We start from the raw sequence: 14,290 nt of genomic DNA, 5'->3' as shown, positions 1-14,290 counted from the left end.
ATCAGATCTCCATCGTTACGGCCTGCTGGAGCGCGCGTGCCACCACGCGCTTGCCGAGCGCGATCTTGAAGCTGTTGTGCCGCCGCCCTCTCGCGTCTGCGAACGCAGCATCGGCGGCGCGTTGTGCGAGGGCTTCGTCGAATTTTTGTCCCTTGAGCAGCGCCTCTGCCTCGCGCGCTCGCCAGGGCACGGTTGCGACACCGCCAAGCGCGACGCGCGCATCCTTGATCGTGCCGTCCTGCACGTCGAGCGCCACCGCAGCCGAAGACAGCGCGAACTCGTAGGATTGGCGGTCGCGCGCCTTCAGATACACCGATCGCGGCCAGCGTCCGGACACCGCAAAGGCCGAGATCAGCTCGCCGGGCTGAAGCGTGGTTTCGATGTCTGGCGTGCTGCCCGGCGCCTTGTGAAGCTGGGCGAACGGCATGCTGCGCGTGCCGGCCTTGCCCGTGATCTCGACCGTGGCGTCGAGCGCGATCAGCGCCTGGGCGAAATCGCCCGGATAGGTCGCGATGCACTGGTCGGAGATTCCGAGCACGGCATGCATGCGATTGACGCCGTCCATCGCGGCGCAACCGGAGCCGGGATGGCGCTTGTTGCAATTCTCGTAGGAGACATCGCGGAAATAGCTGCAACGCGTCCGCTGCATCACGTTACCGCCGAGCGTCGCCATGTTGCGCAGCTGGGCGCTGGCGGCGAGCTTCAGCGAATTGGCGATCACCGGGTAGTTGCGCTGGATGCCGTCATGCGCGGCGACGTCGGACATCTTTGCGAGCGCGCCGAGCCGCAAATTGTCGCCATTTGGCTCGATCACCGACCAGCCGTGCGCAAGCGGATTGATGTCGACGATCGCGGCCGGCCGCATCACATCCAGCTTCATCAGGTCGATCAGCGTGGTGCCGCCGGCGAGCGGCTGCGCAGCGGCCTGGGTCAGCGGATTGTTCGCGGCCGCGGCGGCGCTGAGCGCCTGCACGGCCATGTCAGGGTCTGTTGCCCTCTGATACGAAAACGGTCGCATGCGCCTAGCCTTTCATGATCTCGGGCGCGGCCTGCTTCACGGCGGCGACGATATTGGGATAAGCGGCACAGCGACAGATATTGCCGCTCATATACTCGCGTATATCCGCCTCGCTGTTTGCATGGCCCTCCTTGACGCAGGCCACAGCGGACATGATCTGGCCGGGCGTGCAATAGCCGCACTGGAATGCGTCGTTGTCGATGAAGGCCTGCTGCATCGGATGCAGACGGTCGTCGGTGGCAAGCCCTTCGATCGTCGTGATCTCCTGCCCCTCGGCGGCGAGCGCAAGCGTCAGGCACGACACCACGCGCCGGTCGTCGATCAGCACCGTGCAGGCACCGCACTGGCCGTGATCGCAGCCCTTCTTGCTGCCGGTGAGCTTGAGGTGTTCGCGCAGCGCGTCGAGCACCGTGGTGCGGGGATCGATGCTCAGGCGCTTGTCCTTGCCGTTGACGTGGAGGGTGACCTCGACAGGAAGCGCCGGATCTTGTGCGACTGACGCGCTCGTATCCCCCGCGGCTGCGCGCGCCGTGATCGGAACAAGCGCACTGCCGGCAGCGCCCACCATAAAGGCGCGCCGATCGAATGCGGATGCTTTGGAACTTGATTTATCGGACATGGACGGCCTCCACTGCTTCGAACCAAGCAGCACACGCCTGCACCGCTCATCGCCCCTTAACCTGAAGCCATGAGCTCCGTTCCAGAAAGGGCGACGCAGCAAATGCCGCGCCGCCCTTTGTCAACTTTTCCTGATCTTGCGGGGGAACCGCGCGGGCGCCTCAATAGCCCAGCGCACAACCGTCCTTGCGTGGATCGGAACCGCCGGTGAGCGTGCCCCTGTCCCAATCGATCCAGATCGCCTGGGCGCCGCCGAGCGGACCGACCACGCTGGTGGTCTTGTGGCCGAGCTTCTTCAGGCCTTCGACGATCGCGGCTGGCACGCTGTCCTCGAGCTGATATTGGCCCTCGTAGTGCAGGCCGCGCGGCATGTCGATCGCCTCCTGCACGTCGCAGCCATAGTCGAGGATGTTGGTCAGCACATGGGTCTGGCCGACCGGCTGATATTGTCCGCCCATCACCGCGAACGGCATCACGGACCGGCCGCCCTTGGTGAGCAGGCTCGGCATGATCGTGTGCAGCGGCCGTTTGCCGCCCGCGATGCAGTTGGGATGGCCCGGCTGGATGCGGAAGCCGCCGGCACGGTTCTGGAACAAGACGCCGGTCTTGTTCGAGACGATCGCCGAGCCGAAGGAATGCGCGATCGAGTTGATGAACGAGCAGACGTTGCGGTCCTTGTCCACCACCGTGATGTAGATGGTCGAGGGATTCATCGGCGGTGCGACGTTGGGCAGGTCGAGCATGCCGTCCATGCGGATCTTGGCGATGTGCTCGTCGCAGAATTCCTTGGCGAGGATCTTGGCGACTTCGATCTGCATGTGGTCGGGATCGGCGACATGCAACTCGCGATGCATGTAGGCGATGCGCGCGGCTTCCGCCTCGAGATGGAAACGCTCGACGCTGAGCGGTGCATATTTCTTCAGGTCAAACCGCGACAGGATGTTGAGCATCAGCAGCATAGTGAGGCCGGGTCCGTTCGGCGGGCACTGCCAGACGTCATAGCCCTTGTACATGGTGCCGATCGGCGTGGTCACTTCCGTCGTATGCGCGGCGAAATCGTCGAGCGTGTGCAGGCCGCCGATGCCCCTGAGGGTGTCGACCATGTCTTCCGCGATCGGGCCCTTATAGAAGGCGTCGCGACCATCCCTGGCGATCGCGCGTAGCGTCTTGCCGAGCTCCGGCTGGCGGATGAGGTCGCCGGCCACCGGCGGCTTTCCGCCCGGCAACAGGTAACGCACGGTGTTGGTGCCACCCTTCAGCTTCTCGAATTGGTTCTTCCAGTCGAAGGCGATGCGCGGCGCGACGACATAGCCTTCTTCGGCCGCCTTGATCGCTGGCTGGAGCAGCCGGTCGAAACCGAACTTGCCGTGATCGCGCAACACGGTGGCGAAGGCGTCGACCACGCCGGGAATCGACACCGCATGCGCCGAGGTCAGCGGCACGGAAGTGATTTTGCGCTCGAGATACCAGTCGGCGTTCGCCGCTTTCGGCGCGCGGCCGGAGCCGTTATAGGCGATGATCTTGCCCTCGCCCCGCGGTTGGATCAGCGCAAAGCAGTCGCCGCCGATGCCGGTCGATTGCGGCTCGATCACGCCAAGCACGGCCGAGCCGGCGACCGCAGCGTCCACCGCCGTGCCGCCCTCGCGCAGCACCTCGATCGCGGCGAGCGAGGCCAGCGGATGCGAGGTCGCCACCATCGCGTTGGTGGCGTGGACCGTGGATCTGCCGGGGAAATGGAAGTTTCTCATGCGAATTCTTGCTTTCTTGGACGTCCGGCGCGACGGCGCGCCATCTCGGAAAAACCCGGCCTACATGGCATATTCCGGCCAGCCGGAGCAATGCTGGCATACCAATGAAATGGCTGCCATCCGCTGGGCGTATATGGACGGATCGCGGCTTCAGCCATAGCGGGTTTTCCGGGCGGCCGTCGCCTGCTAAACGAGCCGCCATGACTTACAAGGTCGCCGCCTTCTACCAATTCGCCGCCCTCCCGGATCACCGGGAGCTGCGCGAGCCGTTGCGTGCATTCTGTGCTGGCCTGGCCCTGAAGGGCAGCGTGCTGCTGGCCCAGGAGGGGGTCAACGGCACTGTCGCGGGCGCGCCGGAGGCGATCGACGCTTTCACTGACGAGCTCGCGCACGGCGACATGTTCGGCGGCAGGCTGGACAATCTCGAGCTCAAATTCTCGACCGCGGCGGCGATGCCGTTCCGCCGGCTCAAGGTGCGGCTGAAAAAGGAGATCGTCACGCTCGGCGATGCGGCCGCCGATCCGACCAAGAACGTCGGCACGTATGTCGACGCCGCCGAATGGAATGCCTTGATCGCGGCACCCGACACGCTGCTGCTCGACACCCGCAACGCCTTCGAGGTGGCGATGGGCACGTTCGAGGGCGCGGTCGATCCCGGCATCAAGAGTTTTGGCCAGTTCAAGGACTTTGCCGCCGATCAGCTCGATCCGGCAAAGCACCGCAGGATCGCGATGTTCTGCACCGGCGGCATTCGCTGCGAGAAGGCCAGCGCGCATCTGCTCGCGCGCGGCTTTGCCGAGGTCTATCACCTCAAGGGCGGCATCCTGAGATATCTGGAAGAGGTGCCGGAGACGCAGAGCCGCTGGCGCGGCGAGTGTTTCGTATTCGACGAGCGCGTCGCGCTCGGCCACGCTTTGCGCGAACTCGACAAGGGGCACAGCCGTGGCGAATGAGATCAAGACGCTGAGCGAGCGCATCGACGCATTGGAGATGCGCCTCAGCTATCAGGACGACACCATCGAAACGCTGAACCAGACTATCACCGCACAGTGGAAGCAGATCGATGCGCTGACGCGGCACATTGCGCAGCTCAGTGAACGGCTCCAGGATGCCGAGGCGAATGCGCCGGGGCCTGCCAACGAGCGCCCGCCGCATTATTGAAACGATGAGCTACTGACCGGACGCCTTGAGCATCAGGCTGGCCACCTCGCCCGACATCATCAACCGGTTGCGCCCGGCCTCTTTCGCGGCGTAGAGCGCCTGATCGGCCGCCTCGACGAGCGAGGCCACGCCCGCCGTGCGCTCCAGCACCGGCCGGCAGGCTGCGCCTCCGAGCGAAGCGGTAACGCAACCGGTGGCACAGTTGCTGGTGTGGACGAGGCCCGCCTCGCGGATCGCCCGTCGAATCCGGTCGCCGATCCGGGCGCAGCCCTCGGCATCGGTGTTCGGCAGCAGGATGGCGAACTCCTCGCCGCCATAGCGCGCCGCCAGATCGCCGGGACGCTGCATCTCGGCCGCGATGACCTGCGCCACCCGGCGGAGGCAGGCATCGCCGGCAGGATGGCCGTATTCGTCGTTGTAGGCCTTGAAGTGGTCGACGTCGACCATCAGCAAGGCGAGGCTGGAGCGGTCGCGATAGGCGCGCGCCCACTCGTCCTTCAGACGTTCGTCGAAGCGGCGGCGGTTGGCAAGGCCGGTGAGGCTGTCCTCGATCGCGAGCGTCTCAAGCCTGGTCTCCAGCTTCTTGTGTTCGGTGATGTCGCGCGAGATCGCCACCACGCCGTCGATGTTACCGTTGGCCTTGCGTGTCACCCGCATGGTCGATTCGAGCCAGACTTCGCCGTTCTCCCGGTGCGAGTTGCGATAGACGAGGCGCGCCTCCTCCTTCTCGCCACGCTTCATGGCGTCGACGATCGCCTGAACCTGCGGCCGATCCTCCGGATTGACGCCCGCGAGCGCGGGCGTGCCGATCAGTTGATTGGCGCGCCAGCCGACGAGGCGCACCGACGAGGGCGAGACATAGCGCAGCCGCTCGTCGAGCCCGATGCGGGTCACCATATCGCTAGAGCCTTCCGCGAGCAGGCGGAAGTGAGCCTCCTTTTCGATCAGGGCTGCGGCCATGCGCTGGCCCCGTTGCAGCTGCCGCACCAGTACGGCACCGATGACCGCGATCAGCATCACCAGGGCGACCACGTAAAGCATGCGGGAGATCGCGGCTGCGCGCCAGGGCGCCAGCAGTTCGTCCTTATCGACGGTGGCGAGCAGGACCAAGGGGTAACGGCTGCTGCGCTTGAAGAAGCTGACGCGCTGGGCGCCGTCCAGCGGCGACTTGAAATGATAGGCGCCGCCCGGCTGCTGCAGGCTGGCGTCGCGGAACAGCGGTGTGTCGCCGACGTTGCGGGCCACGAATTTGTCGTTACTCGGGTTGCGCGCAACGATCAGACCGTCGCCATGCGTCAGCGCCACCGAACTGTTGCGGCCGATCTCGAACTGCTCGTAGAAATGCGAAAGATATTCCGAGCTGATGGTCGCGAGCACCACGCCGCCGAAGCTGCCGTCCGGCTTGTTGAAGCGACGCGACAGGGTGACGACCCATTCGCCGTCCAGTAGGCTCTTCACGGGGCGGCCGACATGGGCCTCTCGTTTCGCAGAGAGCTGATGATGACGGAAGAACGCGTCGTCGCTGAAGGTCGAGCCGATCGTGCCGGGCAAGGTCAGCCAATTGCCCTGATCGTCGATGATGGCGAGGCTGTGAATGCGCTCAACGGCCCTCTTGCGCGCTTCCAGCAGGGTGCGCAGCTTCGCGATCGTGGCCGGGCCGGCGCCGTCCATCTCTAGCCGGCTGACGACGCCGACGACGCCCGAATCCAGCAGATCGAGGCTGTCCTCTGCATGCTGTGTCAGCGAACGGGCAACGTTCGCCATTTCGGTCTCGGCACCCTTGAGCACCGCATCGCGCGCGGCCCACTCGCGCCAGCCGCTGACCCCGAGAATGGTCACGCAGGTCAGCACGACGAACGCCGCCGCGCGCAGCGGCAGACGGCTCCATCCGGCTTTTTGGGTCGCAGCACTCATGCGGCAGAATTCTCCGATCTTTTCGGAAACTCTGCCGCTTCTGCCAGTGAACTCTGAAATAACCGCGGTAATGCGCGGCGATATGCGCTCTTTCCCGTAGTCGTACGGACGCAAGCATCAGCGCATTGCTAACAGAACATTACCGCGCCTCTCGGGAACGACTCCCGCCCGCTAGCTGAAGATGGCCTTGACTTTCTCCCAGAGCGTGGGGTGCTCGGCATCCGCATCCGCCTTCGAGGGTGTCGGTTGCGCGACGCTGACGGGATCGGAGGCCGGAAACGTATCCTTCAGACCGCCGTCGAGCTTGGCGTTGCGATCGGCGGCGAGCGCCTCGCGCAGGTCATCGGCATGCTTGTCGTGCGGCGCAGGGTTGAATCTCTCAGCCATGATCTCCTCCATTGGCTGGTCAACGCGGCCCGATTGCGCTGGTTCCCCTGTTCCGCTGGGGGCCGCGGCAGTGTATCAGGAGCCATAACTCTCTTCAGGACCATTCGTGCCCCAGTCTGCGTCAAAGCCCTTCATCGACGTGCTCTCCGGCCAGCGCCAGGCCATCCCGCCCATGTGGATGATGCGGCAGGCCGGCCGCTACTTGCCGGAATATCGCGAGGTGCGCGCCAAGGCGGGCGGCTTCCTCGATCTCTGCTTCAATCCGGAGCTTGCCGCGGAGGTGACGCTGCAACCCATCCGGCGATTCGGCTTCGATGCCGCGATCATCTTCTCGGACATCCTGGTGATCCCCTATGCGCTCGGCCGCTCCGTGCGTTTCGAGGTCGGCGAAGGCCCGCGGCTCGAACCGCTGGATGACCCGGCGAAGATTGCGACGCTGGCCGCGCGCGCCGACTTCTCCAAGCTCGCACCCGTGTTCGAGGCGCTGCGGATCGTGCGCGGCGCGCTCGCTCCCGAGATCGCGCTGATCGGCTTCTGCGGCGCGCCATGGACGGTAGCGACCTACATGGTCGCCGGCCAGGGCACGCCCGACCAGGCACCAGCGCGCCTGATGGCCTACCAGCATCCGGAGGCGTTTGCAGAGATTATCGACGTGCTGGTCGACAACTCGGTCGAATATCTGCTGGCGCAGCTCACCGCTGGCGCCGACGCCTTGCAGATCTTCGACACCTGGGCCGGCGTGCTGCCGCCGGCAGAGTTCGCGCGCTGGTCGATCGAACCGACGCGGCGCATCGTCGAAGGCGTGCGCGCCAAGGTGCCGGATGCGAAGATCATCGGCTTCCCGCGCGGCGCCGGCGCGCAGTTGCCTGGCTATGTCGAGACGACCAGCGTGAACGCGGTGAGCATTGACTGGACCGCGGAGCCGGCCTTCATCCGCGAGCGCGTGCAGAGCAAGGTCGCCGTTCAGGGTAATCTCGATCCGCTGGTGTTGATCACTGGGGGTACCGCCCTCGACCGGGCCATCGACGACGTGCTGGCGAATTTTGGGCAAGGGCGGCTGATCTTCAATCTCGGGCACGGCATCCAGCCGGAAACGCCGATCGCCCATGTCGAGCAGATGCTGAAGCGCGTGCGGGGCTGATTTATTTCGCAGGTGGGACGCGGCAAAACAAAAAGCGCGAAAACAACCCCATGCACAGTAGACAAGTCATTGAAAAATCTAAGCCAGCATGACTCACCCGGCGCGTTTGACACGTCGGGCAAAACAGGGGCACGATGACATCATCGCGGATTATGATCTCGCAGGCAGGCTAGCGCGGCCGGCTGCGCTCGATGATCTCGGCGGCACCCTTGGCCAGCAGATCCAGACCCACCGCACGACCGAGTTCGCGCGGGCGGTTGGCGGGGCCTGAACGCGAGGCCTCGATGATGGTGTTGCCGGAGAGGTCGAGCACGGACGCCGTCAGCGACATCCGATCGCCGGCGCTGGTCGAAAAGCTCGCCACCGGCGAATTGCAGTGGCCGTTGAGCACCCATAGCACTTCGCGCTCCGCGTTGGCACAGGCGTGCGCGGCGGGATCGTCGATCGATGCAAGGATTTGCCGCGTCTGCCAATCTTGCGCCGCGCATTCAACGGCGACGATGCCCTGGCCTGCGGCCGGCAGCATCTCCGCCGGCGTGAATTCGTAAGCGATGCGATGGGAAAGGCCGACGCGATCAAGGCCGGAGCGCGCCATGATCAGCGCATCCGCGGGACCCACCTCGCCGCCATCGGGCAGACGCTGCTTCGTCTTGTTGTCGAGCTTGCGCACACGCGTGTCGGCCGCACCGCGAAAATGAATGATCTCTGCCTCCGGAAAGAGCCGACGCGCATAGGCTGCGCGCCGTACGGCATTGGTGCCGATCTTGAAGCCTCGGCCGCGCGCTTGCCGAAACGTCTCCAGCGTCACGCCATAACGCAGCACCAGCGCGTCACTGGGCGGATCGCGCGACAGCGTGGCGCCGATCACGAGGCCGGGCGTGTCCTCGTTGCCCGGCATGTCCTTAAGCGAGTGCATCGCCGCCTGCAATTCGCCCGAGAGCACGGCGGCGCGGATCTGCGCCACGAAGGCGCCGCCCTTGCCGCCGTGGGGCAGGAGCTTGCTGGTCTGGTCGAGATCGCCCGTCGTGTCGAATTTGACGATCTCGACGTCGAGATGGGGCACGGCGGCGGTCAGGCAGCGCACAATCTCTTCCGTCTGTGCCAGCGCCATCGCGCTCTTGCGGGTGCCGATCTTGAATCGCGTAGCCAAGTCTTTGTCCTCTCGAAGCGCGCGGGTTAGCGCGCATCCTCCAATATCATGTCGGAGGCCTTTTCGGCGATCATGATGATGGGCGCGTTGGTGTTCCCCGACACCAGGTCCGGCATGATCGAGCCGTCAACGACGCGGAGGGCGTCAAGCCCCCTCACCTTCAGCCGTTGGTCGACCACCGCGAGCGCGTCGTTGCCCATACGACAGGTCGAGGTCGGATGGTAGATGGTGCTGCCGCGCTCGCGGCAGAAATCCAGCAGCTCCGCATCCGTGGATACTTTCGTGCCGGGATCGACCTCGCCAGCGACGAACGGCTTCAGCGCCGGCGCGCTCAGGATCTTGCGCAGGATCTTCAGGCCTTCGACGTTGGTGGTGCGATCGGTCTCGGTCGACATGTAGTTGATGCGGATCTCCGGCGGCACGGTCGGGTCGGCACTTTTGATGCGCAAGGTCCCGCGGCTTTCGGGCCGAAGCTGGCATACGGAGGCGGTGAAGCCGGAGAAATCGTGCAGCTTCTCGCCCATCTTGTCGGTCGAGAACGGCAGGAAGTGCACCTGGATGTCGGGCGAAGCGAGCCGCGGGCTAGTCTTGAAGAACGCGCCCGCTGTGCCGGCCGCGATCGTCAGCCAGCCCTTCCGGAACAGCGCGTAACGTGCGCCCGCCATCGTGCGGCGCAGCGGATGATTGATGGTGTCGTTGAGCGTGATCTTCTGCGAGCAGCGCATCACGATGCGGACCTGCATGTGGTCCTGAAGATCGTGGCCGACACCCGGCGCCTCCAGCACGAGGTCGATACCATGCGTGCGGAGGAGATCGGCCGGGCCGACGCCGGAGAGCTGAAGCAGTTGCGGCGAGTTGTAGGCCCCGCTCGACAGCACGATTTCCTTGCGGGCCCGCGCACGGCGCAAGGCCGCGCCTTGCCGGTATTCGACGCCGACCGCCCGCCGCCCTTCGAACAGGACGCGCTGAGCGTGTGCGGAGGTCTCGATCTTGAGATTGCTGCGCGACTTGGCGGGGCCGAGATAGGCCACCGCCGTGGAAGCGCGGCGGCCATTGCGCGTCGTGGTCTGGAATAGGCCGACGCCTTCCTGCGTGGCGCCATTAAAATCCGGATTGTAGGGCAGACCGGTCTCGACCGCGGCGTCGATGAACGCCTTCGACAGCGGATCGGTCACGATCATGTCGGACACCGGCAGCGGGCCGCCGCTGCCGTGATATTGGTCGGCACCGCGCGACTGGTTCTCGGCCTTCTTGAAGTAGGGCAGCACGTCGTCATAACCCCAGCCGGTGTTGCCGAGCTGGCGCCAGCGGTCGTAGTCCTCGTGCTGACCGCGGACATAGAGCAGGCCGTTGATCGAACTGGAGCCGCCCAGCGTCTTGCCGCGCGGCTGGAAGACGTGGCGCCCCTTCAGCTCGGGCTCCGGCTCGGTCTGGTACATCCAGTTGACGGACTTTTCCTTAAACAGCTTGCCGTAGCCGAGCGGCACGTGGATCCAGATGTTGGAATCCTTCGGCCCGGCTTCGAGCAGCAGCACGCGGTGCTTGCCATTCGCCGAGAGCCGGTTGGCGAGCACGCAGCCGGCTGAGCCGGCACCGACGATGATGTAGTCGAATTCGGGATCGGACGGCGCGTGGGAGGAATTTGCGTTCATGCGCTACTGTTCTTTTTGTTGGTGTTGGCGTTTCCAGCTTCGTCACTTAGCACAATCATGCATGCAGGCGCAGCGCCTCGACCAGCGACCTGAACGCACGGGCATATTCCGCGCCCGCCCTTGCGATATCAGCGCGCCCGGCGCAGGCGACCGCGGCCTCCGTGACTGCGCCGAGCAGCAGCCGCGCCAGCGGCTCGACCGGCTGTCGCGCGATCAGGCCGGTCTCCATCGCCGCCGCAAGGGTGCGCGGCAGCTTGCCACCGAAGTGCTTGGCGTCGATCTCGCGCCAACGTTCCCAGCCGAGCACGGCTGGCCCGTCGCGCAGGATGATCTGGCCGGTGGGGCCCTTTGCCGTCGCCGCAAAGTAATGCTGGGTACCGGCAACCATAGCGGCGAGCACGTCCTTCTCGGCGCGCGCGGCGCTGTCGATCTCGACAACGAGGTCGCGCGAGACCTGGTCGAACACGGCTTCGAACACCGCCTCCTTGGTCTTGAAGTGATGATAGACCGCGCCCTTGGCGATGCGGGCCCCCTCCGCGATCTCGTCCATGGTGGTGGCGGCGAAGCCTTGTGTCCCGAACAGGCGGCGCGCCGCCGTCAGGATCGCTTCCGTGGTCGCCGCCCGCCGCTCCGCCTGTTTCGCCATGTGTCTCGTCTGGGTTCAGAATACTCTCCCTTCGGGAGACGTGAGTTCTCGGCTCGCACCGGTTCAACTCACTCTCGCTTTAGTCGAGTTCGGCGCAGGCGGCCAGTTGACTTTTCGACCACCGGTCGGTATTTACCGACCATAAGTCGGTTTAGTCGTGAGGTGTGCCATTGCCGAGTCGTGACATTGTCGAAGCGTTTGCGCAGCGGCTGGAAGCAGGAGACTTCATCGGCGCCATTGAACAGTTCTGCGCGCCCGATGCCGTCACCTACGAGAACAGCGGTGCTCCGACGGTTGGCCGTGATAAGCTCATCGCCAAGGAGCGCGGCGTGCTGGCGGCCTCGAAGGAGGTCAAGGCCGTGCGCATTGGGCCGAGCCTGATCGAGGGCGACCATGTCGCGACCCGCTGGTGCTTCAGCTTCACCAACGCCGATGGGATCACCCGGACGCTCGACGAGGTCGCCTGGCAGACCTGGCGGGGCGATCAGCTGATCGAGGAGAGGTTCTATTACGACCCGAAGCAGTTGGGGCGATGATTGCGGACACCGGTGTCATCGCCCGGCTTGACCGGGCATCCAGTACGCCGAGACGCCAATAGTCAATCGATAGGCCGCGGCGTACTGGATGCCCGGTCAAGCCGGGGCATGACAGCGGAGTTAGGGGCGAACATCCCCTGCCATCGCGCATTTGTATCGATTTGTTATCGATACCCTCGTTTCGAACACGCAGAAGTGGTCACGGCGGCGGTCGCAGCCGAGCATAATTCATAGTTCGTCAAAGGTTTGTAGCGAATTCTCAGCGTCTAGCCGGACCAACGGCCGATGCTGCCAGGCTCTCGAATGCGGACTCAAACGACCAGCTATTTCGCACGGCTGTTCGCCGGCGATCTGTCGGCGTTAGGCGGTCCTGCAACCGACGAGGCCGTCGCCGGTCATATTCGGGCCGAACAGATGTCGCTGGTGCTCGGCTATTCCGTCGGCATCATGCTGGCCAATGCCTGCAACGCCATCGTGCTGGCCATCGCGCTGTGGCAGTCGCCGGACCGGATGCCGGCCCTGATCTGGGCGGTCGCCGTGGCCGCCGCTGCGATCGCATTCGGCCTGCAATCCCACGCCACACGCCGCATCACCAAGCCGCAATTCGTCTCGCGCCGTGCCATGCACCGGCTGGTGCGCAACGCCTTCATCCTTGGCACGGCCTGGGGCATCGTCCCGGTCGCGTTCTTCTCCGACGCTTCGACTGGCGGCCAACTCGTCATCACCTGCCTGTGCTCGGGCATGCTGGCGGGCGGCGCGCTGGCCTTCGCGACGATCCCGATCGCGGCCATCGCTTTCACGGCGCCCATCTTCCTCGGCATCGCCATCTGCCTGGGCCGAAAAGGCGATCTCGCCTTCCTGCTGATCGCATTCCTCGTCGTGGTCTACGGAAGCGTGCTGCTCCGCGGCGTGTTCGTCAATTCGTTCTCGTTCGCGCGTCGCGTGATGCAGCAGCTCGAGGCGGAGCGCACGGTGCGGCAGGATCCCCTCACCCATTTGCCTAACCGCGTCGCCTTCAACGAAACGCTCGATGCCGCGCTCAAACGGCTGGCGTTATCAGGCGAGGAATTCGCGGTGCTGCTGCTCGACCTCGATCGCTTCAAGGAGGTCAACGACCAGTTTGGCCATCCCGCCGGCGACGAATTCCTGGTCCAGGTTGCAAGCCGCCTGCAGCGTTGCACGCGCGCGGCCGAGCATGTCGCGCGCATCGGCGGCGACGAATTCGCGCTGGTCATGAACAATGTGGCGCGGCCGGAAGATGTGCTCGAGATCGCCGAGCGCTTCGTCGCGGCCTTCACCGAATCGTTCCAGATCGAGCGCCGCCAGATCGTCGGCGCGACCAGCGTCGGCATCGTGCTGGCGCCGCGCGACGGCAACACGCCGTTCGACCTCATGAAGAATGCCGACGCCGCGCTTTATCGCGCCAAGAAGGCGGGAGCCGGCATGGTCTGCTTCTTCGAGACCAGCGACGACAAGGTGTCCCGCGACCGCAAGGCGCTGCAATCGGACCTCGCGGGCGCGATCGCGAGGGACGAGCTGTTCCTGGTGTTCCAGCCGTTCCTCGGTCTGGGCGACAACCGCATCACCGGCTTCGAGGCGCTGCTGCGCTGGCAGCATCCGGTACGCGGACTGGTGCCGCCGAGCGAATTCATACCGATCGCGGAGGAGACCGGGCTGATCCACGAGATCGGCGAATGGGTCATTCGCCGCGCCTGCACGACGGTGGCGCAATGGCCCGAACAGATCAGGGTCGCCGTGAACTTCTCCGCGGCACAATTTCACAACACCGGCATCCTCCAGACCATCGTGCAGGCGCTTGCCGACGCGAAGGTCTCTCCCAGGCGGCTCGAGATCGAGATCACGGAATCGATGCTGCTGTCGAAATACGGCTCGGCCGCATCGGTCCTGAATGCGCTGCTGGAACTCGGCGTCACCGTGGCGCTCGATGATTTCGGGACGGGCTTCTCCTCGCTCACCTATTTACGCAAGCTGCCGTTCAGCCGTATCAAGATCGACCAGTCCTTCATCCGCGACATGCTGGTGCAGCCGGACTGCGCTGCAATCGTGAAGTCGGTGGTCTCGCTCGCGCGGGACCTGCGCATCGGTGTCGTCGCTGAAGGCGTCGAGACCTCCGACCAACTCGAATATCTGCGCCAGATCAGCTGCGACGAGGTGCAGGGCTATCTGATCAGCCGGCCGGTGGCGGCCGATGCCGTGCTGGCGCTGCTGGACAGCAAGAAACATCGGGCGACCTTTGCGGCGTAGGACTCGATCGCTTAAGATCGGTGCCGCTACGAAAGAGGTGCGCTCCCTCCCCCG

At 65.0% G+C, this 14,290-nt stretch carries 13 protein-coding genes; 5 read left to right on the top strand and 8 right to left on the bottom strand.

What is annotated here, in order from left to right; all coding sequences use genetic code 11:
* Position 1: 1 nt before the first annotated feature.
* From IVA92_RS10215 to ggt, 3 genes are all read right to left on the bottom strand, one after another.
* Positions 2-1,018 (bottom strand): xanthine dehydrogenase family protein subunit M, encoded by a 1,017-nt coding sequence (locus tag IVA92_RS10215; protein WP_247279542.1) that lies wholly within the window; start codon positions 1,016-1,018, stop codon positions 2-4.
* 4 nt (positions 1,019-1,022) lie between these two features.
* The gene (locus IVA92_RS10210) at positions 1,023-1,637 is read right to left on the bottom strand and encodes a (2Fe-2S)-binding protein (RefSeq protein ID WP_247279541.1); all 615 of its coding nucleotides are present in this window, start codon (positions 1,635-1,637) and stop codon (positions 1,023-1,025) included.
* A 160-nt stretch (positions 1,638-1,797) separates the two neighbouring features.
* Complete coding sequence (gene ggt, locus IVA92_RS10205) at positions 1,798-3,384, bottom strand: gamma-glutamyltransferase (protein WP_247279540.1); 1,587 nt, start codon at positions 3,382-3,384, stop codon at positions 1,798-1,800.
* Between the two features lie 200 nt (positions 3,385-3,584).
* Here ggt and IVA92_RS10200 point away from each other — a divergent pair, with 200 nt between their 5' ends.
* On the top strand, positions 3,585-4,337 hold the full coding sequence (locus tag IVA92_RS10200) for a rhodanese-related sulfurtransferase (protein ID WP_247279539.1): 753 nt from the start codon (positions 3,585-3,587) through the stop codon (positions 4,335-4,337).
* A complete protein-coding gene (locus IVA92_RS10195; protein ID WP_346015457.1) occupies positions 4,327-4,545 on the top strand; it encodes a SlyX family protein in 219 nt (72 codons plus the stop codon). The genes IVA92_RS10200 and IVA92_RS10195 overlap by 11 nt, the downstream gene beginning before the upstream one ends.
* Positions 4,546-4,554: 9 nt before the next feature.
* On the opposite strand, the gene IVA92_RS10190 is transcribed toward IVA92_RS10195, so the two are convergent.
* Together IVA92_RS10190 and IVA92_RS10185 are read right to left on the bottom strand one after the other, a co-directional pair.
* Positions 4,555-6,459: a diguanylate cyclase gene (locus IVA92_RS10190; RefSeq protein ID WP_247279538.1), complete on the bottom strand. Its 1,905-nt coding sequence runs from the start codon at positions 6,457-6,459 to the stop codon at positions 4,555-4,557.
* 171 nt (positions 6,460-6,630) lie between these two features.
* A complete protein-coding gene (locus tag IVA92_RS10185; RefSeq protein ID WP_247279537.1) occupies positions 6,631-6,846 on the bottom strand; it encodes a hypothetical protein in 216 nt (71 codons plus the stop codon).
* Positions 6,847-6,952: 106 nt separating this feature from the next.
* Between IVA92_RS10185 and hemE the strand changes: the two genes are divergently transcribed.
* On the top strand, positions 6,953-7,987 hold the full coding sequence (hemE, locus tag IVA92_RS10180; RefSeq protein WP_247279536.1) for a uroporphyrinogen decarboxylase: 1,035 nt from the start codon (positions 6,953-6,955) through the stop codon (positions 7,985-7,987).
* A gap of 169 nt (positions 7,988-8,156) precedes the next feature.
* Here hemE and hemC read toward each other — a convergent pair whose 3' ends face one another.
* From hemC to IVA92_RS10165, 3 genes are read right to left on the bottom strand one after another with little or no spacing between them, the layout of a single operon-like run.
* Positions 8,157-9,137, bottom strand: coding sequence for a hydroxymethylbilane synthase (gene hemC / locus IVA92_RS10175; RefSeq protein WP_247279535.1), 981 nt, complete (start codon positions 9,135-9,137; stop codon positions 8,157-8,159).
* Between the two features lie 26 nt (positions 9,138-9,163).
* Positions 9,164-10,789, bottom strand: a complete 1,626-nt coding sequence (locus IVA92_RS10170) for a choline dehydrogenase (protein WP_247279534.1) — start codon at positions 10,787-10,789, stop codon at positions 9,164-9,166.
* A 55-nt stretch (positions 10,790-10,844) separates the two neighbouring features.
* Positions 10,845-11,435 carry a TetR/AcrR family transcriptional regulator gene (locus IVA92_RS10165; RefSeq protein WP_247279533.1) on the bottom strand — a complete coding sequence of 197 codons (591 nt, stop codon included), beginning with the start codon at positions 11,433-11,435 and terminating at the stop codon, positions 10,845-10,847.
* Positions 11,436-11,605: 170 nt separating this feature from the next.
* Between IVA92_RS10165 and IVA92_RS10160 the strand changes: the two genes are divergently transcribed.
* Positions 11,606-11,971, top strand: coding sequence for a nuclear transport factor 2 family protein (locus IVA92_RS10160; protein WP_247279532.1), 366 nt, complete (start codon positions 11,606-11,608; stop codon positions 11,969-11,971).
* Between the two features lie 303 nt (positions 11,972-12,274).
* Positions 12,275-14,236, top strand: coding sequence for an EAL domain-containing protein (locus tag IVA92_RS10155; RefSeq protein WP_247279531.1), 1,962 nt, complete (start codon positions 12,275-12,277; stop codon positions 14,234-14,236).
* Positions 14,237-14,290 lie beyond the last annotated feature (54 nt).

This window comes from Bradyrhizobium sp. 154, assembly GCF_023073875.1.
Classification (GTDB): domain Bacteria; phylum Pseudomonadota; class Alphaproteobacteria; order Rhizobiales; family Xanthobacteraceae; genus Bradyrhizobium.
Note: the sequence above shows the minus strand (reverse complement) of the source record. Positions and strands in the feature narration are given on the sequence as shown.